The 25,817-nt window shown below is 68.6% G+C and carries 20 protein-coding genes; 10 read left to right on the top strand and 10 right to left on the bottom strand.

The genetic code is table 11. The features are described from left to right. Nucleotides 1-2: 2 nt before the first annotated feature. A complete protein-coding gene (locus AC0CH8_RS06630; RefSeq protein ID WP_465239199.1) occupies nucleotides 3-887 on the bottom strand; it encodes a cell wall hydrolase in 885 nt (294 codons plus the stop codon). A gap of 121 nt (nucleotides 888-1,008) precedes the next feature. On the opposite strand from AC0CH8_RS06630, the gene AC0CH8_RS06625 reads away from it, so the two are divergent. Together AC0CH8_RS06625 and AC0CH8_RS06620 are read left to right on the top strand one after the other, a co-directional pair. Next, nucleotides 1,009-2,097 (top strand): extracellular catalytic domain type 1 short-chain-length polyhydroxyalkanoate depolymerase, encoded by a 1,089-nt coding sequence (locus tag AC0CH8_RS06625; protein WP_465239198.1) that lies wholly within the window; start codon nucleotides 1,009-1,011, stop codon nucleotides 2,095-2,097. A gap of 192 nt (nucleotides 2,098-2,289) precedes the next feature. After that, complete coding sequence (locus AC0CH8_RS06620; protein ID WP_465239197.1) at nucleotides 2,290-3,345, top strand: ABC transporter ATP-binding protein; 1,056 nt, start codon at nucleotides 2,290-2,292, stop codon at nucleotides 3,343-3,345. On the opposite strand, the gene AC0CH8_RS06615 is transcribed toward AC0CH8_RS06620, so the two are convergent. The 3 genes from AC0CH8_RS06615 to AC0CH8_RS06605 are packed head-to-tail and all read right to left on the bottom strand — an operon-like array spanning nucleotide 3,335 to nucleotide 6,374. Continuing rightward, on the bottom strand, nucleotides 3,335-4,183 hold the full coding sequence (locus AC0CH8_RS06615) for a carbohydrate ABC transporter permease (protein WP_465239196.1): 849 nt from the start codon (nucleotides 4,181-4,183) through the stop codon (nucleotides 3,335-3,337). The genes AC0CH8_RS06620 and AC0CH8_RS06615 overlap by 11 nt on opposite strands. Continuing rightward, a complete protein-coding gene (locus tag AC0CH8_RS06610) occupies nucleotides 4,174-5,055 on the bottom strand; it encodes a carbohydrate ABC transporter permease (RefSeq protein ID WP_465239195.1) in 882 nt (293 codons plus the stop codon). Before AC0CH8_RS06610 ends, AC0CH8_RS06615 begins: the two co-directional genes overlap by 10 nt. Further along, nucleotides 5,052-6,374 carry an extracellular solute-binding protein gene (locus AC0CH8_RS06605; protein ID WP_465239194.1) on the bottom strand — a complete coding sequence of 441 codons (1,323 nt, stop codon included), beginning with the start codon at nucleotides 6,372-6,374 and terminating at the stop codon, nucleotides 5,052-5,054. Before AC0CH8_RS06605 ends, AC0CH8_RS06610 begins: the two co-directional genes overlap by 4 nt. 121 nt (nucleotides 6,375-6,495) lie before the next feature. Here AC0CH8_RS06605 and AC0CH8_RS06600 point away from each other — a divergent pair, with 121 nt between their 5' ends. Together AC0CH8_RS06600 and AC0CH8_RS06595 are read left to right on the top strand one after the other, a co-directional pair. Continuing rightward, entirely contained in the window at nucleotides 6,496-9,447 is a 2,952-nt protein-coding gene (locus AC0CH8_RS06600) for a TonB-dependent receptor plug domain-containing protein (RefSeq protein ID WP_465239193.1), read from the top strand. Nucleotides 9,448-9,470: 23 nt separating this feature from the next. Continuing rightward, nucleotides 9,471-10,214 (top strand): glycosyltransferase family 2 protein, encoded by a 744-nt coding sequence (locus AC0CH8_RS06595; protein WP_465239192.1) that lies wholly within the window; start codon nucleotides 9,471-9,473, stop codon nucleotides 10,212-10,214. Nucleotides 10,215-10,219: 5 nt separating this feature from the next. Here AC0CH8_RS06595 and AC0CH8_RS06590 read toward each other — a convergent pair whose 3' ends face one another. Continuing rightward, entirely contained in the window at nucleotides 10,220-10,621 is a 402-nt protein-coding gene (locus AC0CH8_RS06590; RefSeq protein WP_465239191.1) for a hemerythrin domain-containing protein, read from the bottom strand. Nucleotides 10,622-10,717: 96 nt separating this feature from the next. Between AC0CH8_RS06590 and AC0CH8_RS06585 the strand changes: the two genes are divergently transcribed. After that, nucleotides 10,718-11,371 carry a glutathione S-transferase family protein gene (locus AC0CH8_RS06585; RefSeq protein WP_465239190.1) on the top strand — a complete coding sequence of 218 codons (654 nt, stop codon included), beginning with the start codon at nucleotides 10,718-10,720 and terminating at the stop codon, nucleotides 11,369-11,371. Here the strand turns inward: AC0CH8_RS06585 and AC0CH8_RS06580 are convergent, their stop codons facing one another. Together AC0CH8_RS06580 and AC0CH8_RS06575 are read right to left on the bottom strand one after the other, a co-directional pair. Next, nucleotides 11,372-11,641 (bottom strand): DUF1294 domain-containing protein, encoded by a 270-nt coding sequence (locus AC0CH8_RS06580; protein ID WP_465239189.1) that lies wholly within the window; start codon nucleotides 11,639-11,641, stop codon nucleotides 11,372-11,374. A gap of 1 nt (nucleotide 11,642) precedes the next feature. Further along, nucleotides 11,643-12,848, bottom strand: coding sequence for an MFS transporter (locus AC0CH8_RS06575; protein WP_465239188.1), 1,206 nt, complete (start codon nucleotides 12,846-12,848; stop codon nucleotides 11,643-11,645). A gap of 143 nt (nucleotides 12,849-12,991) precedes the next feature. Here AC0CH8_RS06575 and AC0CH8_RS06570 point away from each other — a divergent pair, with 143 nt between their 5' ends. The 3 genes from AC0CH8_RS06570 (at nucleotide 12,992) to AC0CH8_RS06560 (ending at nucleotide 15,437) form a co-directional block, all read left to right on the top strand. Continuing rightward, on the top strand, nucleotides 12,992-13,741 hold the full coding sequence (locus tag AC0CH8_RS06570) for a DUF6683 family protein (RefSeq protein ID WP_465239187.1): 750 nt from the start codon (nucleotides 12,992-12,994) through the stop codon (nucleotides 13,739-13,741). Nucleotides 13,742-13,845: 104 nt separating this feature from the next. Further along, nucleotides 13,846-14,367, top strand: coding sequence for a ferritin-like domain-containing protein (locus AC0CH8_RS06565; protein ID WP_465239186.1), 522 nt, complete (start codon nucleotides 13,846-13,848; stop codon nucleotides 14,365-14,367). Beyond that, nucleotides 14,364-15,437: a patatin-like phospholipase family protein gene (locus tag AC0CH8_RS06560; protein WP_465239185.1), complete on the top strand. Its 1,074-nt coding sequence runs from the start codon at nucleotides 14,364-14,366 to the stop codon at nucleotides 15,435-15,437. The genes AC0CH8_RS06565 and AC0CH8_RS06560 overlap by 4 nt, the downstream gene beginning before the upstream one ends. A 4-nt stretch (nucleotides 15,438-15,441) precedes the next feature. Here AC0CH8_RS06560 and dinB read toward each other — a convergent pair whose 3' ends face one another. The 3 genes from dinB to AC0CH8_RS06545 are packed head-to-tail and all read right to left on the bottom strand — an operon-like array spanning nucleotide 15,442 to nucleotide 20,858. Then, a complete protein-coding gene (gene dinB, locus AC0CH8_RS06555) occupies nucleotides 15,442-16,524 on the bottom strand; it encodes a DNA polymerase IV (RefSeq protein WP_465239184.1) in 1,083 nt (360 codons plus the stop codon). Between the two features lie 45 nt (nucleotides 16,525-16,569). Beyond that, the gene (locus AC0CH8_RS06550; RefSeq protein ID WP_465239183.1) at nucleotides 16,570-19,020 is read right to left on the bottom strand and encodes a DUF3772 domain-containing protein; all 2,451 of its coding nucleotides are present in this window, start codon (nucleotides 19,018-19,020) and stop codon (nucleotides 16,570-16,572) included. Between the two features lie 47 nt (nucleotides 19,021-19,067). Then, the gene (locus tag AC0CH8_RS06545) at nucleotides 19,068-20,858 is read right to left on the bottom strand and encodes a thiamine pyrophosphate-requiring protein (protein ID WP_465239182.1); all 1,791 of its coding nucleotides are present in this window, start codon (nucleotides 20,856-20,858) and stop codon (nucleotides 19,068-19,070) included. Between the two features lie 420 nt (nucleotides 20,859-21,278). Between AC0CH8_RS06545 and AC0CH8_RS06540 the strand changes: the two genes are divergently transcribed. Together AC0CH8_RS06540 and AC0CH8_RS06535 are read left to right on the top strand one after the other, a co-directional pair. Beyond that, nucleotides 21,279-22,547, top strand: coding sequence for an efflux RND transporter periplasmic adaptor subunit (locus tag AC0CH8_RS06540; protein WP_465239181.1), 1,269 nt, complete (start codon nucleotides 21,279-21,281; stop codon nucleotides 22,545-22,547). An 87-nt stretch (nucleotides 22,548-22,634) separates the two neighbouring features. Next, nucleotides 22,635-25,814 carry an efflux RND transporter permease subunit gene (locus AC0CH8_RS06535; RefSeq protein ID WP_465239180.1) on the top strand — a complete coding sequence of 1,060 codons (3,180 nt, stop codon included), beginning with the start codon at nucleotides 22,635-22,637 and terminating at the stop codon, nucleotides 25,812-25,814. Nucleotides 25,815-25,817 lie beyond the last annotated feature (3 nt).

The raw sequence follows: 25,817 nt of genomic DNA, 5'->3' as shown, positions 1-25,817 counted from the left end.
GGCTATTCGGCGGCGGCCATATTCATGTCGCCGCCGGGCATCGCGACACCGCGGTGGATTCGCACGCCCGACATCGACGCCAGCTTCACCGGCTCCGCGGTTGGCTCGGCGGCAGGCTCGGCGGCGGCGGTGTCGGTGGAGCCGCGGTGGATAGCCACGCCGTGGACGGTATCGCCGCTCGGCTGAGGGTCGGCGGCGGCGAGCAGCGTGTCGGTGCCTGGTTCCACGCCGGCATAACGCTGGCGCAGGCTGAGCGCCCCCGCCATCGCCCCGCGCCAGCGATAGAAGATATGCGCGCCGATCTGGCCGATGCGTGACAGGCTGGGGGCCCACCAGGGCGACACGGCGAAGGTGTGATAGAAGGTCGCGACACCGACGGGTGCATAGACCGCACCGCTCAGGGCGGCGGCGGCGACGCGGCGCGCGCGCTCCCACGAGCCGATGTCGCGCTGGCGATCCATCGACCCGTCGCAGGCGAAGCTGAACTGGCAACCCGTCGACGAGCGCTGATAGACCACGCCACAGACGCTCGATGGAAACGCACGGTCGCGGACGCGATTGAGCACGACCTGCGCCACCGCGCGCTGGCCGTCGTCGGTTTCCGATCGCGCCTCGTAGTAAATGGCGGCGGTCAGGCAGTCCTCCGCGCGGTTCGCATCCGACAGGGAGCGGGCGGCGGAGGTGAACGGCTCGGCGGGCGCGGCCGGGGTGGCAATCGTCGTTTCCGGCTGCTGGTCCGGCGTCAGGCCGAAATCGGCGAGCAGTTTGGCCTGCGCTTTCGAAAGGGCCGGCGGCGGCACCGCCTGCACGACGCGCACGCGCTGTTCGGGCGCGCAGCCCGTGGCGGCCACAGTGGCGGCGATCGACAGGCTGAGGCGGAAGCGCATGTCGACCGACTACTCGGATATGGTTGACCCCCCGTTAAAGACGAGCGCTTATTGTGCAGCGCAGCATAGCCACCATATCCAGGCGATGATCGGTCGCGCGAGCGGCTCATGAGGAGCAGACATGCGACGTATCTCCGACACGCTGGCCCGCCTGGCCAAGTTCCAGCCGCCCTCCATGCCCTCCACGGGCGGTGCGGGCGGTAGCGACCGGCTGGGCACGCTGACCGGCTTCGGCGGCAATCCCGGCGCGTTGCAGGCGAGGCTGCATGTGCCCGCCGGCCTGAAGCCGGGCGCGGCGCTGGTCGTGGCGCTGCATGGCTGTACGCAGACCGCGGCGGGGTACGATCACGGCACCGGCTGGTCGGCTCTGGCGGACGCGGAGGGGTTCGTCTTGCTGCTGCCCGAACAGGCGCGCGGCAACAACGCGAACGTCTGTTTCAACTGGTTCGAGCCGGGCGACATCAGCCGCACGGGCGGCGAGGCTCAGTCGATCGCACAGATGACCCGCGCGACGATTGCCGAGCATGGCATCGATCCGGCGCGCGTCTTCGTCACCGGGCTGTCCGCGGGCGGGGCGATGACGGCGGTGATGCTGGCGACGTATCCGGAACTGTTCGCCGGCGGCGCCATCATCGGGGGGCTGCCCTACGGTTCAGCATCGAACGTGTCGCAGGCGCTGGACCGGATGCGCGGACACGGGCTGGCCGCTGACAATGTTGCCGCGGACGCGGTGCGCGCTGCTGGCGAGGCTGCACGCTGGCCGCGCGTTTCGGTGTGGCACGGCAGCGCGGATTCGACCGTCACCGCGGCGAATATGGACCGGCTGACCGGCCAGTGGCGCACCGTCCACGGACTTCCTGCCACCCCGAGCCGGGTCGAGACGGGTCCGCGCTGGGAACGCCGCGTGTGGGCGGACGCCGCGGGGCGCGATGCGGTCGAGCAATGGGCGATTGCCGGCATGGGCCACGGCGTGCCCGTCGATCCCGCCGCGCTAGGACATGCGGGGCCGTACATGCTGGATGTCGGCATCTCCAGCACACTGGCGATCGCGCGATCGTGGGGCCTGACGGAGCGGATGAGCGTTGAGCGGACGGCGGAGGAGCCGGCGAAGGCTTCGGCCTTTCCGGAGATGCCGTCGCTGGGGTCGATGCCGGCGGGCGTGCAGGACACGATCGACCGGGCTATGCGCGCGGCGGGATTGATGCGGTAACCTGCGATCGATCGATGTTCTCCCGCAAAGGCGGGAGCCCAGTTGTGCCTCACCAGCGTGGCATGCCCGGGCACTGGGTTCCCGCCTTCGCGGGAACACGTGGAAAAACGCCCTGGCCGGTATCCGACATTACCGCCCACCCCTTGCCTACCGCCCCGCCTCGATAGAGGACGGCAACGAGGGAGAGCCGGGTTGGCGAGCGTAAGCGTTTCAGGTCTGGCGAAAAGCTTCGGCGACACGCATGTCCTCTCGCCGACCGATCTGACGATCGAGGACGGGGAGTTCGTCGTGATCGTCGGGCCGTCGGGCTGCGGCAAGTCGACGCTGTTGCGGCTGATCGCCGGGCTGGAGACGCCGAGCGCCGGCCGGATCGCGATCGGTGGCCGCGACGTCACCGATGCCGCGCCGGCAGACCGCGGCGTGGCGATGGTGTTCCAGTCCTACGCGCTCTACCCGCATCTGACCGTCGCCGGGAACATCGCCTTTCCGCTCAAGGTCGCCGGTCGCTCCAAGCACGAGATCGCCGAGCGTGTGGCCGCTGTCGCCGCGTCGCTCGACCTGACCGACCTGCTCGATCGCAAGCCGCGCGCCTTATCGGGCGGTCAGCGACAGCGCGTCTCGATCGCCCGCGCGATCGTCCGCCAGCCGCAGGTGCTGCTGCTCGACGAGCCGCTGTCCAACCTCGACAGTGAATTGCGCGTGCGGATGCGGCACGAGTTCGCGCGACTGCACCAGCAACTCGGCGCGACGATGATCTACGTCACGCACGACCAGCTGGAGGCGATGACGCTGGCGAACCGAATCGTCGTGATGGCCAACGGCCGCGTCGAGCAGGTCGGCGCGCCGCTGGACCTCTACGCCCGCCCCGCCAATCTGGCGGTGGCGAAGGCGATCGGCTCACCGGCGATAAACCTGATCCCGGTGACGGTCGTCGCCCCGGACGCGGTGCGGCTTCCGGACGGCGCGATCGTCAGCGTCGGCGCGCGCGGCGTGACGGGCAGCGTCGCGACGCTCGGTATCCGGCCGGAGCATCTGTTCGCCGCGGACGACGGGCTGATCGTCGGCGCGGTGGAGTTGTTCGAGCGGCTCGGCCCGCTGTCCTTCGCGCATCTCGGCACCCGCCCGGACACGATCGTCGCGCAACTTCCGGGCGATCGTCGCGTGACGCTGGGCGAGCCGCTGCGGTTCGGGGTCGATCCGACCGACACGCACCTGTTCGATGCGGAGGGACGCGCGATCACCCCTTGATGCTGCCGCCCAGCAGCCCGCCGATGTAATAGCGTTGCAGCGCGAGGAACAGCAGCAGCACGGGCATCGTCGTCACCACCGCGCTCGCCATCATCAGCTCGCCGTCCGCCGCATGCTCGCGCGCGATCGCCGCGACCGCGACCGGCAGCGTGTAGAGATGCTGATCCGCGAGCACGATCAGTGGCCACAGAAAGTCGTTCCAGCTGCCCAGAAACATGAACAGCGCCAGCGTGACGGTGACCGGCGTCAGCAGCGGCAGCACGATCGTGCGGAAGATGCGCGCCTCGCTCGCGCCGTCCAGCCGCGCCGCGTCGATCATCTCGTCCGGGATCGCCAGGGTCGCCTGCCGCACGAACAGCACCGCGAAGATGCCGGCGAGCGACGGCAGGATCACGCCCGCATAACTGTTGATGAGACCAAGCTGCTTGAAGATCAGGAACAGCGGCAGCATCGCCACCTGCCCCGGCACCACCAGCGATGCGATCAGCAGTTTCAGCAGCCGTTCACGCCCCCGGAACCGCAGCTTGGCAAAGGCATAGCCGGCCGGCACCGTCAGCAGCAGGCCGAGCAGCGTCGACATCGCCGCCACGAACAGGCTGTTACCGATCGCCGGCACGATCCGGTAATCGAACCACGCCCCGTCGATCAGCCGCCGGGCGAGCAGTTCGTGATAGTTCTCCAGACTCCAGCGGCTCGGCCAGAATGGCGGCGGGAACGCGTTCGACTCGCCGCGCGGCATGAACGACACCGTCACCATCCACGCCAGCGGCAGCGTCACGACGAGCGTCATCACCGCGACCAGCGCGTTGGTCAGGATCGCTTTCAGCTTCACAGCCATTCGTACCGCCGCCCGATCCGCGCCTGTACGAAGGTCAGGATCAGGATCAGCACGAACAGCACGAACGCCACCGCCGACGCGCGGCCAAGATTCCACCAGGTGAACCCCTCCTGATACATGAAATACAGCACCGTCGTGGTGCTCTGCGCCGGGCCGCCCAGCGTCATCACGTACGGCTCCGCGAAGATCTGGAGGAAGCCCGCGACGCTCATCACGGCGGCCAGCAGCAGCGTCGGCCCGATCGCCGGTAGCGTGACGTGGCGGAACCGCGCCCATCGGCCCGCCCCATCGAGCCGCGCCGCCTCCATCAGGTCGCCCGGCACCGCCGACAGCGCCGCAGTGAAGACGATCATGTTGTACCCGAAAATCTTCCACGTCACGAAGATCAGGATCGCTGGGATCGACGCGTGCGGATCGCCCAGCCAGTCGACCGGCGGAATGCCGACCCAGCCCAGCGCATAATTGACCAGCCCGAACCGCGTGTTGAGCAGGAAACGCCAGACGACCGCGGTCGCGACGACGCTGGTGACATAGGGCGCGAACAGCAGCACGCGCCACAGCGGCTTCCACCGCACCGTCTTCGCATCTAGCAGCAGCGCGGTCGCCAGCGACAGTCCGATCGCCGCCGGCACGCCGAGTAGGGCGAACAGTGCGGTATTGGCCAGCGACCGCCAGAACAGCGGCGTCCGCGCGAGATCGGTGAAATTGCCGAACCCGACGAAACCGAGGTTCGACCAATCCGCCAGCGCGTAGAGGCTGTAGTCGGTGACGCTGAGCGCCAGCGCCAGCACGGTCGGCAGCACCAGCACGAGCAGGATGATCGCCAGCACCGGGGCGGTGAACATCCACGCGGCGCGTTCCTGACGCGTCATGCCCGCTTTCCCGCCTGCACCAGCGCCCGGCGCTTCGCGAGCAATTGGTCGACGCGGCGGTCCATCGTCGCCAGCCCCTCGTCGATCGTCATCAGGTGACGGACGACGCGTTCGGCAATCAACTGCACCTCAATGCGGACGCGCTCCCACTCGACGATGTTGGGGTCGACGGACAGGTCGAGCATCTGCGCCGCAAAGGGCGCCAGCGCGGGCGCGGTCAGTTGCGGGTCGGACCACGCGCTGCGCCGGGCGGGCAGATTGCCGATCAGCGTCTGGAAGCGCAATTCGGTCGCCGCGGAGGTCATGTGCCGGACCAGCGCCCACGCCGCATCCGGCCGCGTCGAGGTGCGCGACACCGCCAGCGCCGCACTGACCCCCGACACCGGGCCGGGACCACGCGGTCCGGGCATCCGCGCGACGCCCCAGCGATCGGCGGCGATCTCGCTGCGGCGGCGATGCAGGTCGAGCAGCAGCGACGGGCCGCTCGGATAGATCGCGAAATACCCCTGTGCGAAGGCGGCCAGCGGGTCCTGCATCTCGGTCGACACGATCGGCGGCGCGAGCCCCTCGTCGAAGAGCGAGCGGTAGAAGGCCAGCGCCTCGCGAAAGGCCGGATTCCGGAAATTGCCGCGCGTATCGCGTTCGCGCAGCAGCGGCGTGCCGGTCTGGCTGGCGAAGGTGAACAGCGCGTCCCACCAGTTCAACAGCATCAGGAACGCGTAATCGTCCGGTCGCCGCCGCTTCAGCCGCCGGCCCATCTCGCGCCAGCCCGCCCAATCCTCCGACGGCGCATCGTAGCCCGCGTCCGCGAGCAGGTCGCGGCGATAGAATTGCACCTGCGGCGCGACCGACCACGGCACCGCATGCGCGACGCCGCCCTGTTCGACGGTGGCCAGCGTGGCGGGGAACAGATCCCCCAGCAACGCTCCGTCCGCCACCGGTGCGATTGCGCCGACCAGCGCGAACTCGCCCACCCAGCCGTTCGGCAGCATCATCACGTCCGGCAGCGCACCGCCCGCATGCGCTGTCAGCAGCTTCTCGTGCGCGGCGGTCCAGGGCAGCGACTGCACCTCGACCGGAATACCGGTCGCGCGGGTGAAGGCGGGCATCAGGTGGGGCGAATAATCCCCCTCGTAACTCATCGCCCACAGCCGCAGCGCGTTCGGATCGCGGCGCGCGGTGCAGGCGGACAGCCCGGTCGCCGCCGCCCCGGCCAGCACCCCCCGTCGCGTCACGCCGCCGCCGCGCTCGCGCCCGCACTTCATGCGCGCTTTGTGGCAGGCGGTTTCGGCACCGGCCAGCATCAAGTGGTGATCCATGTTTCTTCGCGAGGATTTGGAAGCGTCCCGCACGATCCAGTTGATTGATCGCATGACGTCAACCGTTCACGCGTGCGACGACGACGACGGCCAAGGGGCTGCGTCGGCAGGGGAAGACCACATGACCTCGTTCCGTTTCCGCGCGTGGCTGGCCGGCACCGCCGCCGTGATCGCGATGCCGCTCCATGCCCAGACCGCACCTGCGCCCGCACCCGTCGAGGACGCGGCGGTCGAGGCCACAACCCCGGCAGAGCCGGAAGCCGCCGACATCGTCGTCACGGGATCGCGCATCGTGCGGCCGGACTTCGCCGCGCCGAACCCGATCGTGTCGTTCGATGCGGCCAACATCCAGCAATCGGGCAACACCAACGTCACCAACTTCCTGCAACGCGTGCCGGCGCTGACCAATTCGGTCGACAGCACGCAGACGGCGGGATCGGACCGGCTGAATTCTCAGCCGTTCGGCGCAGCGGGGCTGAACCTGCTCGACCTGCGCGGTCTGGGGCCGGCGCGGACTTTGGTGCTGGTCAATGGCCGCCGGCATGTCGCAGGCCAGATCAACTCCGCCGCGGTCGACATCAACTCCATTCCGACCGACCTGATCGAGCGCGTCGACGTGCTGACCGGCAGCGCGTCGGCGGTTTACGGCGCGGACGGCGTCACCGGTGTCGTCAACTTCATCCTGAAGCGCGATTTTCAGGGGGTGTCGGCGCGCAGCCAGTTCGGCATCTCCCAGCGGGGCGACGCCGCCAACCGCTTCGCATCGATCCAGGCGGGGCAGAATTTCGGCGACGGCCGCGGCAACGTCACCGTCGCATACGAATATAACGCCGACGATCCGCTGGCGAACGACGACCGGTCCTACCTGCGCCAGAACCGCCGCCGCTACCTGATCCCTAACGACGCCGATGTCGGCGACGATCCGAACGTGCCGGACAACGTGCTGCAGGGCGATCTGCGCTATCCGGGCGAGTCGCCCTTCGGCCTAATCGATGTCGCCGGCACGCTGTTCCGTGGTGACGGCCAGCTCTATAACCCGGGTACCCCCGCCGCCTTCTACGCCACCGGTGGCGACGCGACGCCGGTCGCGGGCTTCGTCGGCGACCTGTTGCCGCGCATTCGCCGCCACGGCGCGAACGTGCTGACGCATTACGACTTCAGCGACGCGGCCAAACTGTCGCTGGAGGGCAAGTTCGTGCAGGTCCGCGCGACCACGTTCGACAGCCCGACCGGCAACTACCCGGCCACCTTCACGCTCGACAACGCGTTCCTCCCCGCCAGCATCCGCAACGCCGCGCTTGCGGCTGGGCTGACCAGCGTATCGTCGGTGCGCGACAATCTCGATTTCGGGCGCCACGGCGAAAGCGACCGGCGGCAGACGTGGCGCGGCGTCGCGGACCTGACCGGCCGCATCTCCGACCACGCCACCTATGACGTATACTACACTTACGGCCGCACCGATGTCCGCATCACCAAGATCAATGATCGGCTCAACGACCGCTATCTGGCGGCGCTGGACGCCGTGATCGATCCGGCGACCGGCCGCGCGACGTGCCGGTCGAACCTGAACCCCGCCGCGTTGCAGACGCCCGCGGTGACCTTCACCCCCGGCGCGGGCAGCGACTGCATCCCGATCAACACCTTTGGTGCAGGCACCGCCGATCCCGCCAGCCTCGACTTCTTCCAGCTCGACAACAGCAGCGCGGCGCGGATCGAGCAGCATGTCGTCAACGCGTCGATCACCGGCGATCTCGGCCAGTTCTTCCGCCTGCCCGGTGGACCGGTGCAGTTTGCGACCGGCGCGGAGTATCGCAAGGAACGCAGCAGCTTCTCGCCCAACGATTACCTGACGCGCGGCCTGTTCTACCAATATGACGAGTTCGTGATTCCGACGCCGTCGCGCGGCGCGTTCGACGTGTGGGAAGCCTTCGGAGAGGTCAACGCCCCAATCCTGGAAGGGAAGCGCTTCGCCGAGACACTGTCGGTCGGCGCCGCCGGCCGCTATTCGGATTACTCGACGATCGGATCGACCCGCGCCTATCAGTTCAACGGCGTCTATGCGCCCATTCGCGACATCAGCTTCCGCGGCAGTTACGGCGAGGCGGTACGCGCCCCCAACATCGGCGAGTTGTTCACGCCGCTGACCGGAGCCAGCAGCTTCTTCACCGACCCCTGCTATCCGGAGCAACGCGGCAACGGCACCGCCACACGCGCCGCCAACTGCGCCGCGTTGATCGCGGCGGCGGGCGGCAATCTCGCCGGCTTCACCGCGGCCAACAACCCCAACGCGGTGTCGTTCATCCCCGGATCGCAGCAGGGTAATCCCGATCTGCGCGAGGAGACGGCACGGACCTGGACCGCCGGCGCGGTCCTGCGCCCGCGATTCGTACCGGGCCTGACGATCGCGGCGGACTGGTACGATATCCGCCTGCGCAACGCGATCAGCACGCCCGGTGCGCAGACGATCGCGGAACTGTGCGTCGACCAGCCGACCGTCGACAACGTCTATTGCGCGGCGATCAGCCGGCAGCAGGGCACGGGCTATATCAGCGGCTTCACCGTGCAGCCGCAGAACGTCTCGCGCTTCCGCACCGCCGGTCTCGACCTCAACATCGCCTATCGCGTGCGCGCCGGCAGCGCGGGGGATTTCGACATCCGCTTCGTCGGCGGCTACCTGCACCGGCTGGACACGGTCGCGACGCCGGGTGCGCAGGTCGAGGATCAGGTCGATCAGCCGGGTCGGCCCAAATACAACTTCGTCTTCTCGCCCAGCTGGACGCTGGAGGGGCTGACGCTCAGCTACAATTTGCGCTGGTTCGACCGCGTCCGTCGCTTCTCGAAGAACACGACCGACAACAATCCCGATTACGCGCCCGCCGACCTGCTGCGCTATAACGAGCTGTGGCAGCATGACGTGCAGGTCCAGTATGCGCTGCCGAGCGGCTTCGCACTGTATGGCGGCGTCAACAATCTGGCGGATCGCAAGCCGGACGAGGATAGCTACGATTTGCCCATTCCCTCGCTGGGCCGGTATTTCTACATGGGAGCCAAGGTCCGTTTCGGCGGGCGTTAACCCCTCTCCTGCCAAGCGACATCATGCCTCACAACGATCCGATCCCGCTCGCCCCCGTTCTGCCCGCCTATGACGTCGTCATCCCGTGTTTCGACCGGGCGCATGTCGTGGCGGATGCGGTGGCGAGCGTGCTCGCGCAATCGCAGCCGCCCGCGCGGATCGTGATCGTCGACGACGGATCGCGCGACGCCGGCGGCACGGTTATCCGCGCCCTGGCCGCGCGGCACGCCAGCGTCGAGGCGATGGTGCTGCCGCGCAACGGCGGTGCGTCGAACGCGCGCAACGTCGGCGCGGCGCTGTGCTCGTCGCCGTGGATCGCGTTTCTCGACAGCGACGACGTGTGGCTGCCGGGCGCGGCGGCGGCGCTGCTCGCGTGGCCGGTGACGGAGACGGCGGACGTGATCGTCGGCCGCTTCGCGCGGGTCGAGGGCGGCGGCGCGCCGGGGGAGCCGGAATGCGGCTGGGACGGCGGCGATATCCGGCGCGCGCTGGCGACCGGCGGGGTGATCGGGCCGAGCTGGTCGATCGTCCGCCGCGGGACGTTCGATACGGTCGCGGGCTTCGACCCCAGCTTTCACAACTGCAATGACTGGGACTTCTACACCCGCGCCGCCGCCGCTGGCGCGACCTTCGCGCGGATCGGGCAAACCGTGGCGCTGTACCGCACGGTGGCAGGGCACCGGCTGGTCGCCGACCACGCGATCGGCGCGAAGAACGCCGCCCGCGTGCTCGCGCATCCGTATCTGGCGGATCTCGTCGCCGGCTGACGGCTTCAATTGATGTGGCGGTAGAGTTCGCGCTCCTCGCGCGCGATCCGGTCGCTCAGCGCCGCGACGATCGCCTGCGTCTCGACGCAGAAGGCGGGCCACTCCGCCTCGATCCGCGTCGCCGACCATTTCGCGACATAGGCGTTATACGTCGCGGCCAGTCCGCCCATGTCGTCGCTGAACCGCTCCGCCAGCCGCGCCGCGACCGGGTGCGACCCATTCTTCAGCTTCGGGTAGAGCAGCTTGTCCTCCTTCGCGAGGTGCAGCAACAGCTTGCGCGTCAACTGCCACCGCACCCCCGCTACCCCGGCCACGTCGGGACGGTCCGACCGCGCCTGCGCCCCGAGTGTGGCGGCGAGCCGCGCGAGTTCGGCATGTTCCTGCGATAGATCGGCCCTGCTCAGCATGCTTCGCTCCCCTGACCCCCGACTGTTGGCCGGCCAGCTTGCGAAGTCGTTAAACAGCCAGAACGATGCTATTCCACGCAGGGAGGGGACGACTTGATGACGATCACGATCACCGCGTTCGAGGCCTCGCCGGATCGGGGCCGCGGGCTGGCGCGCGACATGCCGGTGCGCTGGGCGCTGGAGGAGGCGGGGCTGGCGTACGACGTACAGCTCCTGTCGTTCGCGGCGGTCAAGGCGGCGGAGCATCGCAGCGCGCAACCCTTCGGCCAGATCCCCACCTACCGGGACGGCGACCTGACGCTATTCGAGTCCGGTGCGATCGTGCTGCACATTGCCGAACGTCATGCCGGGCTGCTGCCCCACGACGCCGATGCGCGGGCACGGGCGATCGCGTGGATGTTCGCGGCGCTGAGCACGATCGAGCCGCCGATCGTCGAACGCTCGCTCGCAACCCTGTTTGAGCAGGACCGTCCGTGGTTCGCGGAGCGGCAGGCGATGCTCGACGCCCGCGTGCGGACGCGACTGGGCGACCTGTCCCGCCGCCTGGGCGATGCGGTTTGGCTGGACGGCGCGTTCAGCGCCGGCGATCTGTTGACGATCGCGGTCCTGCGGCGGCTGAAAAGCTCCGGCCTGCTGGACGAGTATCCGAACATCGCCGCCTATGTCGCACGCGGCGAGGCGCGACCGGCGTTCCGGCGGGCATTTGCGGCGCAGCTGGAGGTGTTCGAACGCAACGCTGCGGCCGGCTGACTACCACGCGAAGAACAGCCCCACCCCCGCACCGATCTGGATCGCGGCGATGACGCTCAGCTGCGTGGAGAACGGCTCCTTCCGCGTCTTGTGCCGATCGAGGCGACGCGCGGCTAACGCGCCCGGCGACCCGCCCAGCAAGGCGAGGCCGAGCAGCTCGCTTTCCGGCGTGCGGCGGCGGCCCTGGATCGCAGCGTGCTTGTCGTGCCGGAAACAGCGCATCGTCCAAAGGTTGATGACCAACAGCCAGACCAGAATCAAGGTCGGCATGTCACCGCCGCCCCCGCACCGCCAGCATCGCCAGTCCGCCGCCGATCGTCAGCACCGCCAGCACGATCAGCACGGCATCGAAATCTGTCGGTGTCGCCAGCCACCAGGTCAGCAGCGGCCCGAGAAGCGACGGCAGCGTATTGGCCAGGTTGAGCAGGCCCAGATCGCGCCCCCGCCGCCGCGGGTTCGGCAGCAACTGCATCGCGAACGCCGAATGCAGCGACAGGAACACCGCATGCCCCATCACGAACAGCCCGAACATCGTCGCGCCGACGATCGCGCCGTCCGCCCCGGCCATGCCCAGCAGCCCCGCCGCAGCCACGACGGCGGCTCCGAGCAGGAACGGCTTGCGGCGGCCGACGCGATCGGACACCCGCCCGACCAGCACCGCCACCGGCAGCGGGGCGATGAAGGCGATCGTCAGCAATTGCCCCGCGCGCGTCGCGACCGTGGACGAATCCTCGCCCGGCGACATCCCGCGCAGGTAATAGAGGAGGTAGACGAACAGCACGCCGCTCGCGACCTGCACCAGCAGGCGCGCGCCGAGTGCCACGATCAGGTCGCGGTCGTCGAGCGCCGACGCGGCCACCTCCGCTTCGGCCACCACCACCGGCGCGGATCGGCGCATCATCAGCGGCAGGAAACAGGCTGCGATGGCGACCGCGACCGCCGCGAGCCGGCCATTCTCCCCCAGCACAAGCGTCGCGACGACCGCCGCCGAGAAAGCGGAGGCGACGGGATTGCCCAGCGCCAGCAGCCCGCCGGCGACGCCCTTGTCGCGGTCCGGCACCTCCTCCGCCATCAACGCGAACAGGGGTGACAGCAGCGCGTTGACCGCGATCTGGAACACCACGATCGCCAGCACCAGCGCCACCGGCGTGGCGGCAATCGCGACCAGCGCATAGGAGGCGATCGTCGCCGCCAACCCGGTCGCCATTCCGGCGCGCCGGCCACGTCCCCGCTCCACCAAGCGGTCGCCCAGCCACCCGAACACGATGTTGGAACCGCTGGCGGCGAGCGATCCCGCGATGACCGCCGCGGTCAGCGCGCCGATCCGCGCATCGCCGGCGATGACGTCGATCTTGATCGGCAGCAACAGCGTCAGCAGCGGCAAATACGCGATCACCCCGCCGATGTTCGCCAGCGCGAACGCCGCCAGCAAACCGACCGATCGCCAGCGTGGCCTGTCCAGGGTCGTCTCGTGCAAGCCTTGCTCCCGCCGGCGATCATCGCGTCGCCCTGACCTGGACTGTCGGCGCATCCGCCGTGAAATACCACCCGTGACCGAGCGGGAACCTGACGGGAAGTCCGGGCTTCTATCGTTTGGGAGCAACGAAAAAGGGGATTGCCGTGACGAAACCTTTCTTCGCCGGACTGTGTCTGGTCATGCTGGCCGCAGGTCCGGCGGCTGCGCAGGACGCCTATATGTCACCGATGGATTTCTCGACGCAGAGTCAGGCGCTGACCAGCAGCGTCATCGACGGCCTGTCGGTCGAGGAAACCGCGCGTGGCGAGCGGCGTGGTCGATCAGCCCGGGCATCGACACCGCGCCAGCGCGCCGCCAGGACCAGCGCCGCCACGCCTCGAGCGTCCGATGCGCGGCTGCCGTTCGTCAGCACGCCCGCGTCCCGGAAGCGCGCCGTCGACGCCTATCTTGCCGGGGTGGCCGGCAGCAGTCCCAAGGAAGCGGCGGCGATCACCGCAGGATTTCAGGGGCGCGACATCACGGGCGAGATGCAGGCGGCGATGCGCACGCCCGGGCTCGACGTGAACGACACCGCCGACATCATGGCGACCTTCCTCGCGATCGGGTGGGAGACGATCACGGGAGGCGACGCGACACAGGCGCAGATGAAGGGGCTGCGGCGTCAGGTTGCGGGCAACCTCCTCGTCAATCCCGCCATGAAAAACCCGGACACACGGACCCGCGTCGGCGAGGAACTGAAGGTCTCCGCCTTCGCGGTCGGCACTTCCGTCGCAGCCGCCAAGCGCGACGGGCGGCTGGAATCGTTCCGGCGTGGTATCGCGCAATTCTACCGCCAGCAGACCAGGCTCGACCTTACCCGGCTGCGCATGACGCCGGCGGGGCTGGTCCCGTAGGCCGAGAGCCTGTAACCTGCATCAAGTGATTGATTTTACATGGACATTTGCAAAGGCCGAGGCGTTCGGGGGGTGGTTAAACACTGCACGATAAGGAGCGCCGCATGGCCACCCTCCCCAACGACGTCGTCCAATCGCTGTTCGTCACCGGCCTGAAGAACGTCCACGGCGTCGAACATCAGGCGCTGGCGTTGATCGACCGACAGCTCGACCATCTCGCGGATTATCCGGAGGTTGAAGACGCGCTCCGCCGCCACCGCGGCGAGACCGAGCAGCAGATCCAGCGCGTAGAGGAAATCCTGTCCGGCTTCGGAGAGACGCATTCGGCGGTGAAGGATTTCGCGCTGTCGATCTCCGGCAACCTCGCCGCGCTGGCGCATGTGTTCGCGCCCGACGAAATCCTGAAGAACAGCTTCGCCAACTATGCGTTCGAGAATTTCGAGGCGGCGAGCTACACGTCGCTGATCGCGCTGGCGGACGCGGGCGGCTTCGGTGGACCGACCGCGCTGTTGCAGACGTCGCTGCGGGAGGAACAGGCGATGGCCGCTTGGATCGACGAGCACAACGCACCATTGACGCTGAAATACGCCGCCCGCCGTGCCGCCGGGAAGACGGCCAGCCATTGAGCGACACCCCTACGGGCCATGATCTGGCGCTGGCCCTCAGCGGCGGCAACGCGCTGGGGGCCTATCACGGCGGCGTTTACGAGGCGCTGCACGACCGCGGACTGGAGCCGGACCGGGTGGCGGGTGCCTCGGCCGGCGCGATCGTCGGGGCGCTGATCTGCGGCAATCGTCGCGATGAGCGGCTGGCGGCGCTGAGATCGTTCTGGCGGCCGGCATCCGGACCGCCTCTTTTCACGGCAGGCGAGACGATGCGCCGGTCCGCCGCGGCGGCCACCGCGGCGGCGGCCGGACGGCCCGGCCTGTTCACACCGCGCGCCATGACGATGAACATGGAGCCGCCCAGCCTCTACGACACGGCACCCCTCGCCCGCTCGCTGGAGCAGTCGATCGACCTCGACCGACTGAATAGCGGATCGCCGCGGTTCACCGCGACGGCGGTCGATCTCGAAAGCGGCGAGGACGTGATGTTCGACACCGCGCATGATCCGCTGTCGATCGCGCATCTGCGGGCGAGTTGCGCGCTGCCGCCGGCGTTTCCGCCGCAATGGATCGGGGGTCGCCTGATCGCGGATGCGGGCGTCTCCGCCAACCTGCCGCTCGATGCGGTCCTCGCCGACCCCCCGGAACGACCCTTGCTCTGCATCGCGATCGACCTGTTGCCCCTCCACCGTCCCGCCCCCACGACGGTGACGGAAGCCGCCGAGCGCATGCAGGACCTGATCTTCGCGACGCAAAGCCGACGGGCGATCGCCGCGTGGCAAGCGGTGTTCGACGAACGCACGCGACGCGGCGATGCTGCGTCGGTGACGCTGTTGCACATCGCCTATACGGATCAGGACGAGGAGGTCGTGGGCAAGGCGTTCGACTTCTCGCCCGAATCGGTGCGCGCGCGCTGGCTGTCGGGGCAGCGCGACATGCAGCGGGCGCTGGCCGATCTCGACACCGGGTGCATCGCGATCGGAGAGCCGGGGCTGACCGTCTACGCGGCCGACCCGGCGGCATCCGGTCCGCCGTTTCTGCGAAGGGTCCGCTACGACCTCGCCCCGCGGCCATTTCGCCCCGCAAGGTAAGCGATCAAGCGTCGAACAGGGGTAGCCCGGCGGCATCCCGATCGGCGGGATCCTCGAAGTTGGACACGGTGACGCCCACCAGGCGAATGCCGGTTTCGGGCGGGTAGATCGACCGGATCAGGTCGAGGCTGGCGGCGCGCAGGGTCGCGTGATCGGCCACGGCACCCGTCTGGCTGCGGCTGCGGGTGATCTGCCGAAAATCGCGGAACTTGACCTTCACCGTCACGGTGCGGCCGAACATCCGCGTCTTTTCACACCACGACCAGACATCGTCCGCCATGCGCAGCACGCCCGCCTCGATCTCGGCCGGGTCGGTCAGGTCGCGGTCGAACGTGGTCTCCGACCCCGACGACTTGCGCACGCGATTGGGATTGACCGGCCGGTCGTCCTCACCGCGCGCGATCGCGTGATACCAGCCCGCCGAACTGCCGAAATGCCGTTCAAGGAAGTCGAGCGACTTCGCGCGCAGGTCGGCCCCCGTCTCGATCCCCAGCCGCTTCATCTTCGCCGCCGTCACCGGGCCGACGCCGTGGAACCTCGACACCGGCAGCGTCTCTACCCAATCAGCCCCCATGTCGGGCGTCACCGCGAACTGGCCGTTCGGCTTGCGGTGATCGGACGCCAGCTTCGCGAGAAACTTGTTGTACGAGATACCCGCCGACGCGGTCAGCCCCGTCTCCTCCCGAATGCGCGCGCGGATCGCCTTGGCGGTGGCCCAGGCGGTCGGCAGCCCCGCTAGGTTCGCGGTCACGTCCAGGTACGCCTCGTCCAGCGACAGGGGCTGGATCACCGGCGTGAACTCCGCGAAGATCGCGTGGATCTGACGCGACACCGCGCGGTACACGTCGAACCGAGGCGGTACGAAGATCAGGTCCGGGCATCGACGCTGCGCCGTCACCGACGGCAGCGCGGACTTCACCCCGAACGCACGTGCCTCGTAACTCGCCGCCGCGACCACGCCGCGCGCCGCGCCATGTCCGACAGCAACCGGCTTGCCGCGCAGCGACGGGTCGTCACGCTGCTCCACGGAGGCGAAGAACGCGTCCATGTCGACATGGATGATCTTGCGTACCGATCCGTCGGGCATGACCCGCCTATAGCAGCCAAGGAACGGACAGGGAACGCCGCTTTATCAGCCGATTGGGTCGTGGTGGCCTTGCTCGTCGTCGCGCCGATGCGCCGGCAGCAACTGCAACTGCTGCGGCACCGTGCCCACATCGATATGCTCCTCCGCCAGCTTTTGCAGGATCATCATCAGCGCACTGCTGCGCGCCGGATAGGAGGTCCGCGGGCTGGAGGTGTGGGCGAAACAGTTGAACAGGATGCGGCCGTCGACGATGTTGTCGATGAAGGCGACCGGCGCGGGGTCGTCGAGGATCGTCGGCTCCGCCGCGAACACGTCGAGTACGATCTGGCGGATACGCTGGGGTTCGACGTTGAGCGGGACAGAGAACTGCACCTGCAACCGACCCAGCGCGTTCGACATCGTCTTGTTCAGCACCGTCTTGGTAATGAGCTCCGAATTCGGCACGATCAGCGTCGAATGGTCGGCCAGTTCGATCTCGGTCGACCGCACGCTGATCCGCTTCACGTCGCCCTCGTCGGTGCCGATGCGGACGAGATCGCCGATCTTCACCGGCCGCTCGGCGAGCAGGATCAGGCCGGATACGAAGTTCTGCGTGATCGCCTGCAAGCCGAAGCCGATGCCGACCGACAGCGCCGACAGCAGCAGCGCGATCCGCTCCATGCCGATGCCGAGCGAGGCGAGCCCCCACAGGACCGCCAGGATGATGGCGATGTACCGGGCGATCATCGCGAACGAATTGCGCGCACTGACATCCATCGCCGTCGTCGGCAGGTAACGGTCGTTCAGCCAGCGCAGGAACAGTCTTGCCAGCGCCAGTCCGACGACCAGCACGACGACGGCGCGGATGATCGCGCCGGGCGAGATACTGACATCGCCGACGGTGATGCCGCTCGCGACGGTGCCGAAGCGCTCGACGGTGCTGTCCACGCCCGATCCGAACGGCGTCAGCAGCATGACGATCGCGACCAGCGCCAGCCCGAGCCGTAGCGCTCCGGACATGAGTACGCCGAACTGGTCGATCGCACTCGGCCGGATGCCGACGCCGCGCGCCAGCACATGGCCGGTGCGGCTGTCGGCGGAAAACACCGACGTGACGACATCGTCGACGAAGGCGAGCAACAGGTAGAAGGTGCCGATGACGATCGCCAGCCACTCGATCGCGATCCGGGTCAGGAACAGGCTGAACGTCGTATACCCGATCAGCAGCGCCCCGGCGCTGGCCAGCGTCACCAGCCACACGACCAGCGTGATGACGCCGACCCCTGCCCGTGCCGCGCCCGCGCCGCTAACCGCCGGCGCTTCGGTCGCGACGGCCTGCGCCTCCGCTTCCGCGCGCGCACGGCTGCGCAGCCGGCCCAGCGTGAACAACAGGCCGCCGATCGCCAGCAGTCTCACCGTGGCGATCGCCGAATCGGTCACGAAGACGGCGGTCGTGCTCAACCGCATCGCCTCCACCGTCGCCGACAGCAGGATGTCCGCGGACGTCAGGACCGCCAGCACCCACACCCACGGCATCAGCGCGCGGGCGACATCGTCGTCGATCGGCAGCAGCCGCCACGATCCCTGGCTGCGCATCAGCAGCGCCCCGCCGAGCGCGCCGATGAATGCGCCCATCCCGATCGCGAACAGCGCCGCGCTCAGGATCGGCTCGACGGTCGCGCCCGTCAGGCCGGACCAGCGCAAGCCCTGCGCCACCGCCAGCGCCGCCAGCGTCGGCAGCGCGGTCCCCGTGACCAGCCGCCACATCGCGTATCCGGTGCGCCGCACCCGATGGCCGGGCGCGGCGCCGATCGCGTAGCGCCGCCCTGCCTCCCTCAGCGCGATCCGTGCCGGCCAGCCGAGCACCACCGCCACCACCGCGCCGAGCAGCGCGATCCAGCCGCCGCCGCCGATCAGGCCCCTGCCGATATCGGCCATCACCTGTTCCAGCACGCGCGCGACGCGGCCGACATCGCGTGGCGTCGCGTCTACGATCGCCGCCCAGAAACCCGGTGTCAGCGGCGAAGGATTACGCGTCCTCCAGCTTCGCCCCAACTCTGCCGCCTGATCCGCCGCGATCCGATCGGCGAGCTGCTGCGCCTCGACGTTGAGCAACTTGCCACGGCGGATCGCGGAGTCGATCGTCGCGCGCCGCTGCGCCAGCAACTTGCGCTGCGCGGCGATGTCCGGCGCGTCGACGATACCGGGCGTCACCGGGCCGATCTCCGCGATCTTGGCATCGACCAGCGCCATCTGCGCGTCCAGCGTCGTGCCCGCGTCGGCGGCGGTGGCGCGCACCGCCGACAGGCGATCGGTCAGCGCGGCGCGATCCTCGCGCGTGTCGACGGTGTCGGCGGCACGCTCGACCGCGCGCACCTCGTTCGACGCCGTCGACAGGTGGGTGACCACGCCACCGACCGGATCGTCGGTCTGCGCAGCCAGCGGCGAGACCACCAGCAGCGCGGCGATCAGCCACGTCAGAAGCACAGCGACGAGAAGGTTGGAACGACGAAACACGGGCCGCTCCTTACCCGCTCGCACTCGCAGGAGCGACCCCGAACCCGTCAGTCCGCCTTCGGATGCCCACCGACCAGCTGGCGCACCGTCTCCATCATCACGCGACCGGCACCCTTGTCGCCCTTCGCCATGGACGACATGAACGCCTTTGCCTGCTCGAACGTGACGTGCGGCGGCAGCGGTGCGACCTCCGGGTCGGTCTTCACCTCCAGCACCACCGGCCGGTCCGCCGCCAGCGCCCGGTCCCACGCAGCACCGAGCTGCTCCGGATCGTCGACGAAGATTCCGGTCAGCCCGATCATCTCCGCGAACTGCGAATAGCGGACGTCGGGAATGTCCTGCGTCGTGGCAAAGCGCGGATTGCCCTCCATCACGCGTTGCTCCCACGTCACCTCGTTCAGGTCCTCGTTGTTGAAAACGCAGATGATCAGCCGGGGATCGGCCCAGCGCTGCCAGTATTTCTGGACGGTGATGAGCTCCGCCATGTTGTTCATCTGCATCGCCCCGTCGCCGACCAGCGCCACGACCGGCTTGTGAGGAAACGCGAACTTCGCCGCGATTGCATAGGGGACCGCCGCCCCCATCGACGCCAACCCGCCCGACAGCGACGATCGCTGCCCCCGCTTCACCTGATAGTCGCGCGCATACCAGTTGGCGCAGGACCCCGAGTCGGACGTGACGATCGCATCGGCGGGCAGGCGCGGCGACATCTCGTACACGACCCGCTGCGGATTGACCGGGCTGGCAGCGGCAAACGCCCGCTTCTTCAGCGTCTCGTGCCAGTCGCGCATCCCGTCGACGATCCCGTCCAGCCAGCCACGATCCGCCTTGCGCTGAAGGAAGGGCAGCAGCGCGCGCAGCGTCTCCGCAGCGCCACCGTGCAGGTTGACCTCCACCGGATAGCGCAGGCCGAGCATGTCGGCGGCGATGTCGATCTGCACCGCCCGCGCCTGTCCGTCCTTCGGCAGAAACTCCGCCCACGGGAAGCCGGTACCGATCATCAGCAGCGTGTCGCACCCCTCCATCATGTCCGACGACGGCTTCGTGCCGAGCAGCCCGATCGAACCGGTGACGAAGGGCAGGTCGTCGGGCAGCACGTCCTTGCCCAGCAGCGCCTTGGCGACGCCGGCACCGAGCAGGTCGGCGACATGCTCCACCTCCGCCGCCGCCTCGCGAGCGCCCGCGCCGATCAGGATCGCGACCTTCGACCCGGCGTTCAGCACCTCGGCGGCGCGGCGCAGGTCCGCCTCCTGCGGCACCACCAACGGCCGCGAATAGCCCGGACCGGAGCGCGTAAAGCCATGCGCGCGCGCCGGCTCCTGCCACGGTTCATCCTGCACGTCCTTCGGGAAGATCAGCGCGGTGACGGTGTTGCCCGCGATCGCGACGCGCAGACCCCGGTCGATCAGGTGCCGGATCTGCGCCGGCGCGGCGGCCTCCTGCACGAATGCCGCGACATCGGCGAACACGCGGTCGAGGTTCAGTTCCTGCTGGTACACCGCCCCGCGCACCGTCGACTCGGCCTGCCCGCAGATCGCCAGCAACGGTGCATGGTCCAGCTTGGCGTCGTACATCCCCGTCAGCATGTGGGTCGCGCCCGGCCCACCGGTCGACAGGCACACGCCCAGCTCACCGGTGAACTTCGCATGCGCGGTGGCCATGAACGCCGCCATCTCCTCATGCCGGACCTGGATGAACTCGATGCCATCGCCCGCCGTTTCCGCGCGTTGCAGCGCGCCCAGCACGCCGTTGATGCCGTCGCCGGAGTAACCGTAGATCCGTGTTACGCCCCACGCCTTCAGACGCTCGACGATGAAGTCGCTGGTCGATTTGCTCATGCCGAAGTCCTTGGGGTTGTTCGGGACTCAGTACGTCAGGAGAGTCGGGGGGTTCCGGGCATGCTTGAATGAGCGATCTGGACGCGAAACATACCTGTCGGTACACAATGCTATTGACGAACCTGTCACGCCGTTTATATACCGTTCAGTATAGAACGTGACGGCCCCACCGACCGATCGCGTCCCCGCGTAACGCACGGCCTTCGCGGAGTGGGAGGGCCGGCTTGTCCTTTGCCGGAGCGATCCACGGCGCGCGACTGCGTGGCCGATCATACCCCTTTGCCGAATTTCATCCGCCACGGACGCCCTGTCGCAACAGGGTCAGCGGGCAACGACCCGCTGCGTCCATCAGACATGATCGAGGGAGATCATCATGGTCCACCAGACTTCCGCCGCCGCCTCTCCCAAGGGAGCACGCGCATGAACATGTATTCGCCCGTCGAGGCCCCGCAGGGTCGGGCGCAGGATGACGCGTCGCCCGCTCCCGTCAAACCGCGCTGGCGCAAGCCGGCACTGGTGCTGCTGCCCGTTGCCGCCGTCGCGCTCGGATACACGCTGATCGACCGCGACGCCCCCGCCGCCGCTGCGCCGCCGCCGCCCACCGTCACGGTGTCGCAGCCGCTGGTGCGGGAGGTGAACGAGTGGGACGATTATGTCGGCCGCTTCGAACCCAGCCGCAGCGTCGAGGTGCGCCCGCGTGTGCCGGGTTTGGTCACCGCGGTCCACTTCACCGACGGCGCGATCGTGCGAAAGGGCCAGTTGCTCTTCACCCTCGATCCCCGCCCCTTCGCCGCCTCCCTCGCCGAAGCGCGCGCCGGTCTGGCGAGCGCACAGAGCGACGTCGCGCTCGCCCGCGCCAATCTCGACCGCGCCAACCGGCTCGTCGCTGACGATGCAGTTTCGAAGAGCGATGTCGACCAGCTCAACGCCCGCCTGCGCGCCGCCACCGCCAGCCTCGCCGCCGCGCAGGCCCGCGTGCGCTCGCGCGCACTCGACGTGGAGTTCACGCAGGTCCGCGCGCCGATCGCCGGCCGTATCTCCGATCGCCGCATCGATGCGGGCAACCTTGTCGCGGCGGGCGACTCGAACGGCACGCTGCTGACCACGATCAACGCGCTCGACCCGATCTATTTCACCTTCGACGGTTCGGAGGCGCTGTTCCTCAAGACCAGACGCGCCGCCGCGTCGGGCACCGACGTGACGCCGGTCGAGGTCAAGTTGCAGGACGAGGGCGACTATCGCTGGAAGGGTCGTCTCGATTTCACCGACAATGGCCTCGATCCGAAATCGGGCACGATCCGCGGTCGTGCTGTGCTGGCCAATCCCGGCCTGTTCCTGACGCCGGGCCTGTTCGGCAACATGCGCCTCGGCAGCGGCGGCACGACCCGCGCGCTGCTGGTCCCCGATTCGGCCGTGCAGACCGATCAGGCGCGCAAGACGCTGCTGACCGTGGCGCAGGACGGCTCGGTCGCCGCCAAGCCGGTGCAGCTCGGCCCCGTGCTGGGCGGCCTGCGCGTGATCCGCGGCGGCCTGTCGCCAAACGACCGCGTCGTTATCAGCGGCACGCAGATGGCGATGCCCGGCACCAAGGTCACCGCCAGGCCCGGCCGCATCGCGCCTGTATCCGAAGCCGCGCCACCCGGCGGCGGCAGCGCGCCGCTCGCGGGCGAAGTCACCTTCGCCCGGTAACGCCCACTCACCCTCACCCAGGCGCATCGCCGGTGAGGGTGAAACCGACACGTCTGTCGAATTCCATCCTCTTCCGGGGAGCCTGCCATGCGCTTTTCGCGCTTCTTCATCACGCGCCCGATCTTCGCCGCGGTCATCGCGGTCATCATCACGATCGTCGGCGCGATCGCCTATTGGGGCCTGCCCGTCTCGCAGTATCCCGAAATCGTGCCGCCGACGGTGACGGTCACCGCCACCTATCCCGGCGCTTCGGCGGAAACCGTCGCGGAGACGGTCGCCGCGCCGATCGAGCAGGAGATCAACGGTGTCGACAACATGCTCTACCAGAGCAGCCAGTCGACCGGTGACGGTACGGTCACGATCACCGTCACGTTTAAGCTCGGCACCGACCTCGACGCCGCGCAGGTGCTGGTCCAGAACCGCGTCGCGGTCGCGGTGCCCCGCCTGCCGGAAGAGGTGCAGCGCCTCGGCGTCGTCACGCGCAAGACGTCGCCCGACTTCCTGATGGTCGTGAACCTCGTCTCGCCCGACCACAGCCTCGATCGCGGCTACATCTCCAACTACGCACTGACTCAGGTCCGCGACCGGCTGGCGCGCATCGACGGCGTCGGCGACGTGCGGCTGTTCGGCGCGCGCGACTATGCGATGCGCGTATGGATCGACCCCGGTCGTGCCGCCGCGCTCAACCTGACGGCGGGCGACATCGTCCAGGCATTGCGCGCCCAGAACGTGCAGGTCGCCGCCGGCACGCTCGGCCAGCCCCCTTACGCGAACGGCAGCGCGTTCCAGCTCAACGTCGAGACGCAGGGCCGCCTCGTCGATCCGGCGCAGTTTGCGCAGGTCGTGATCCGCACCGATGCGGACGGGCGTCAGGTCCGCGTCGCCGATGTCGCGCGGGTCGAGCTCGGCGCGGCCGATTACGGCTCCAACACCTATCTGTCGGGCGAGCCGACCGTCATCGCCGCCGTCTTCCAGCGCCCCGGATCGAACGCGCTCGCCGCCGCCGGAGCGGTCAGCGCCGAGATGAACGCGATGGCGAAGGACTTTCCCAAGGGGCTGGAATACCGCGTCATCTACAACCCGACCGAGTTCATCGCCCAGTCGATCGACGCGGTGAAGCATACTTTGGTCGAGGCGATGATCCTCGTCGTGCTCGTCATCCTCGTCTTCCTCCAGAAATGGCGCGCGGCGATCATCCCGATCGTGGCCATCCCCGTGTCGCTGATCGGCACCTTCGCGGTGCTGGCGGCGCTCGGCTACAGCCTCAACAACCTGTCGCTGTTCGGGCTGGTGCTCGCGATCGGTATCGTCGTCGACGACGCGATCGTCGTGGTCGAGAATGTCGAGCGCAACCTGGAGCGCGGGCTGACCCCGCTGGAAGCGGCGCGTACGTCGATGGACGAGGTGTCGGGCGCGCTGGTTGCGATCGTGCTGGTGCTGTGCGCGGTGTTCGTGCCGACGCTGTTCCTCACCGGCCTGTCGGGCGCATTTTACCGCCAGTTCGCCGTTACGATCTCGACGGCGACGATCATCTCGCTGCTGCTGTCGCTGACGCTGTCGCCGGCGCTCGCCGCGATGCTGCTCAAGGCGCACGTCCATGCGGAGCACGGCAACCGCCTGACCCGCACCGTCCGCCGCGCCGGTGACGCGTTCAACCGCGGGTTCGAGCGGCTGAGCGCCCGCTACGCCGCGCTCACCGCCGCGCTGGTCGCCCGTCCCAGGCGGATGATGACGGTCTATCTCGGCCTGATCGCCGCCACCGGTGCGCTGTTCTGGGCGACGCCGTCGGGCTTCATCCCGGCGCAGGATCAGGGTTACTTCCTGACCGTCGTCCAGCTTCCCTCCGGCGCCTCGGTCGAACGCACCGACGCCGTCGTGCAAAAGGTCGCCAAGCGCATCCTGCCGCTGGCGGGCGTCAAGGGCGCGGTGATGCTCGCGGGCTTCGACGGCCCGTCGCAGACGCTCGCCCCCAATGCCGCCGCCGCCTACATCCCGCTGAAGTCGTTCGAGGACCGTCAGGCGCTCGGCGTCACCCTCGCCAGCATCATGGCGGAGGCGCGCAAGGTCACCGCGGACATCGACGAGGCGCGCATCCTCGTCATCCCGCCGCCTCTGATTCAAGGCATCGGTTCGGCGGGCGGCTATCGCCTGATCGTACAGGACAAGAACGGCGGCAGCTACCAGAAGCTGGGCGAGGAGACGGGCAAGCTGCTTGCGAAGGCGAACCAGACCGAGGGGCTGGCGCAGGTCTTCACCTTCTTCGATTCGGCCACGCCGCGCATCTTCGCCGACATTGACCGCGCCAAGGCGGACATGCTCGGCGTCCCCCCGGAACGCGTATTCGAAGCGTTGCAGGTCTATCTCGGCTCGGCCTTCGTCAACGACTTCAACCTGCTGGGCCGCACCTACCGCGTCACCGCGCAGGCCGACGCCCCGTTCCGCGCCACCACGGCGGACATCGCCAACCTGAAGACGCGGTCGAACAGCGGCGCGATGGTGCCGATCGGATCGGTGTCGACCTTCCGCGACAAGACCGGGCCGTACCGCGTCACCCGCTACAACCTCTTCCCCGCGGTCGAGGTCGATGGCGACACTGCGCCCGGCTATTCCTCCGGCCGCTCGCTGGTGACGATGGAAAAGGTCGCGGCCGAGACGCTGCCGGCGGGCTACGGCACCGAATGGACCGGCATCGCCTTCCAGCAGAAGGCAGCGGGCAGCACGGCCGCGATCGTCTTCGCGCTGGCGGTGGTGTTCGTCTTCCTCGTGCTGGCGGCGCAATATGAAAGCCTCGTGCTGCCGCTGTCGATCATCCTGATCGTGCCGATGTGCCTGCTCGCGGCGATGATCGGCGTGAACTTGCGCGGCATGGACAACAACGTCCTGACCCAGATCGGCCTCGTCGTGCTGATCGCGCTCGCCGCGAAGAACGCCATCCTCGTCGTCGAATTCGCCAAGCAGGCGGAGGAACAGGACGGCCTGTCCCCGGTCGAAGCCGCGGTGCGCGCAGCGCAGGACCGGTTGCGGCCGATCCTGATGACCAGCTTCGCCTTCATCCTCGGCGCGGTGCCGCTGCTGATCGCAAAGGGTGCCGGTGCCGAGCTGCGGCAGGCGCTGGGCACCGCGGTGTTTTTCGGGATGATCGGCGTCACCGGCTTCGGCCTGTTGTTCACGCCCACCTTCTACGTCGTGTGCCGCGCGCTGGGCGATCGTCTCGCCCGCCGCCGGCACGCCGCCAGCCCCGCGCCCCACGCGCTGCCGGCGGAATAAGGA

This window comes from Sphingomonas sp. AC435, assembly GCF_979253005.1.
The sequence above is the reverse complement of the archived record's forward strand: the minus strand, read 5'-3'. Positions and strand labels throughout refer to the sequence as shown.

Excerpts from the sequence above, each read along its gene's own strand:
- AC0CH8_RS06630 (WP_465239199.1), bottom strand. The coding sequence starts at position 887 with ATGCGCTTCCGCCTCAGCCTGTCGATCGCCGCCACTGTGGCCGCCACG.
- AC0CH8_RS06625 (WP_465239198.1), top strand. The coding sequence starts at position 1,009 with ATGCGACGTATCTCCGACACGCTGGCCCGCCTGGCCAAGTTCCAGCCG.
- AC0CH8_RS06615 (WP_465239196.1), bottom strand. The coding sequence starts at position 4,183 with ATGGCTGTGAAGCTGAAAGCGATCCTGACCAACGCGCTGGTCGCGGTG.
- AC0CH8_RS06610 (WP_465239195.1), bottom strand. The coding sequence starts at position 5,055 with ATGACGCGTCAGGAACGCGCCGCGTGGATGTTCACCGCCCCGGTGCTG.
- AC0CH8_RS06605 (WP_465239194.1), bottom strand. The coding sequence starts at position 6,374 with ATGGATCACCACTTGATGCTGGCCGGTGCCGAAACCGCCTGCCACAAA.
- AC0CH8_RS06600 (WP_465239193.1), top strand. The coding sequence starts at position 6,496 with ATGACCTCGTTCCGTTTCCGCGCGTGGCTGGCCGGCACCGCCGCCGTG.
- AC0CH8_RS06595 (WP_465239192.1), top strand. The coding sequence starts at position 9,471 with ATGCCTCACAACGATCCGATCCCGCTCGCCCCCGTTCTGCCCGCCTAT.
- AC0CH8_RS06590 (WP_465239191.1), bottom strand. The coding sequence starts at position 10,621 with ATGCTGAGCAGGGCCGATCTATCGCAGGAACATGCCGAACTCGCGCGG.
- AC0CH8_RS06585 (WP_465239190.1), top strand. The coding sequence starts at position 10,718 with ATGACGATCACGATCACCGCGTTCGAGGCCTCGCCGGATCGGGGCCGC.
- AC0CH8_RS06580 (WP_465239189.1), bottom strand. The coding sequence starts at position 11,641 with ATGCCGACCTTGATTCTGGTCTGGCTGTTGGTCATCAACCTTTGGACG.
- AC0CH8_RS06565 (WP_465239186.1), top strand. The coding sequence starts at position 13,846 with ATGGCCACCCTCCCCAACGACGTCGTCCAATCGCTGTTCGTCACCGGC.
- dinB (WP_465239184.1), bottom strand. The coding sequence starts at position 16,524 with ATGCCCGACGGATCGGTACGCAAGATCATCCATGTCGACATGGACGCG.
- AC0CH8_RS06545 (WP_465239182.1), bottom strand. The coding sequence starts at position 20,858 with ATGAGCAAATCGACCAGCGACTTCATCGTCGAGCGTCTGAAGGCGTGG.
- AC0CH8_RS06540 (WP_465239181.1), top strand. The coding sequence starts at position 21,279 with ATGAACATGTATTCGCCCGTCGAGGCCCCGCAGGGTCGGGCGCAGGAT.
- AC0CH8_RS06535 (WP_465239180.1), top strand. The coding sequence starts at position 22,635 with ATGCGCTTTTCGCGCTTCTTCATCACGCGCCCGATCTTCGCCGCGGTC.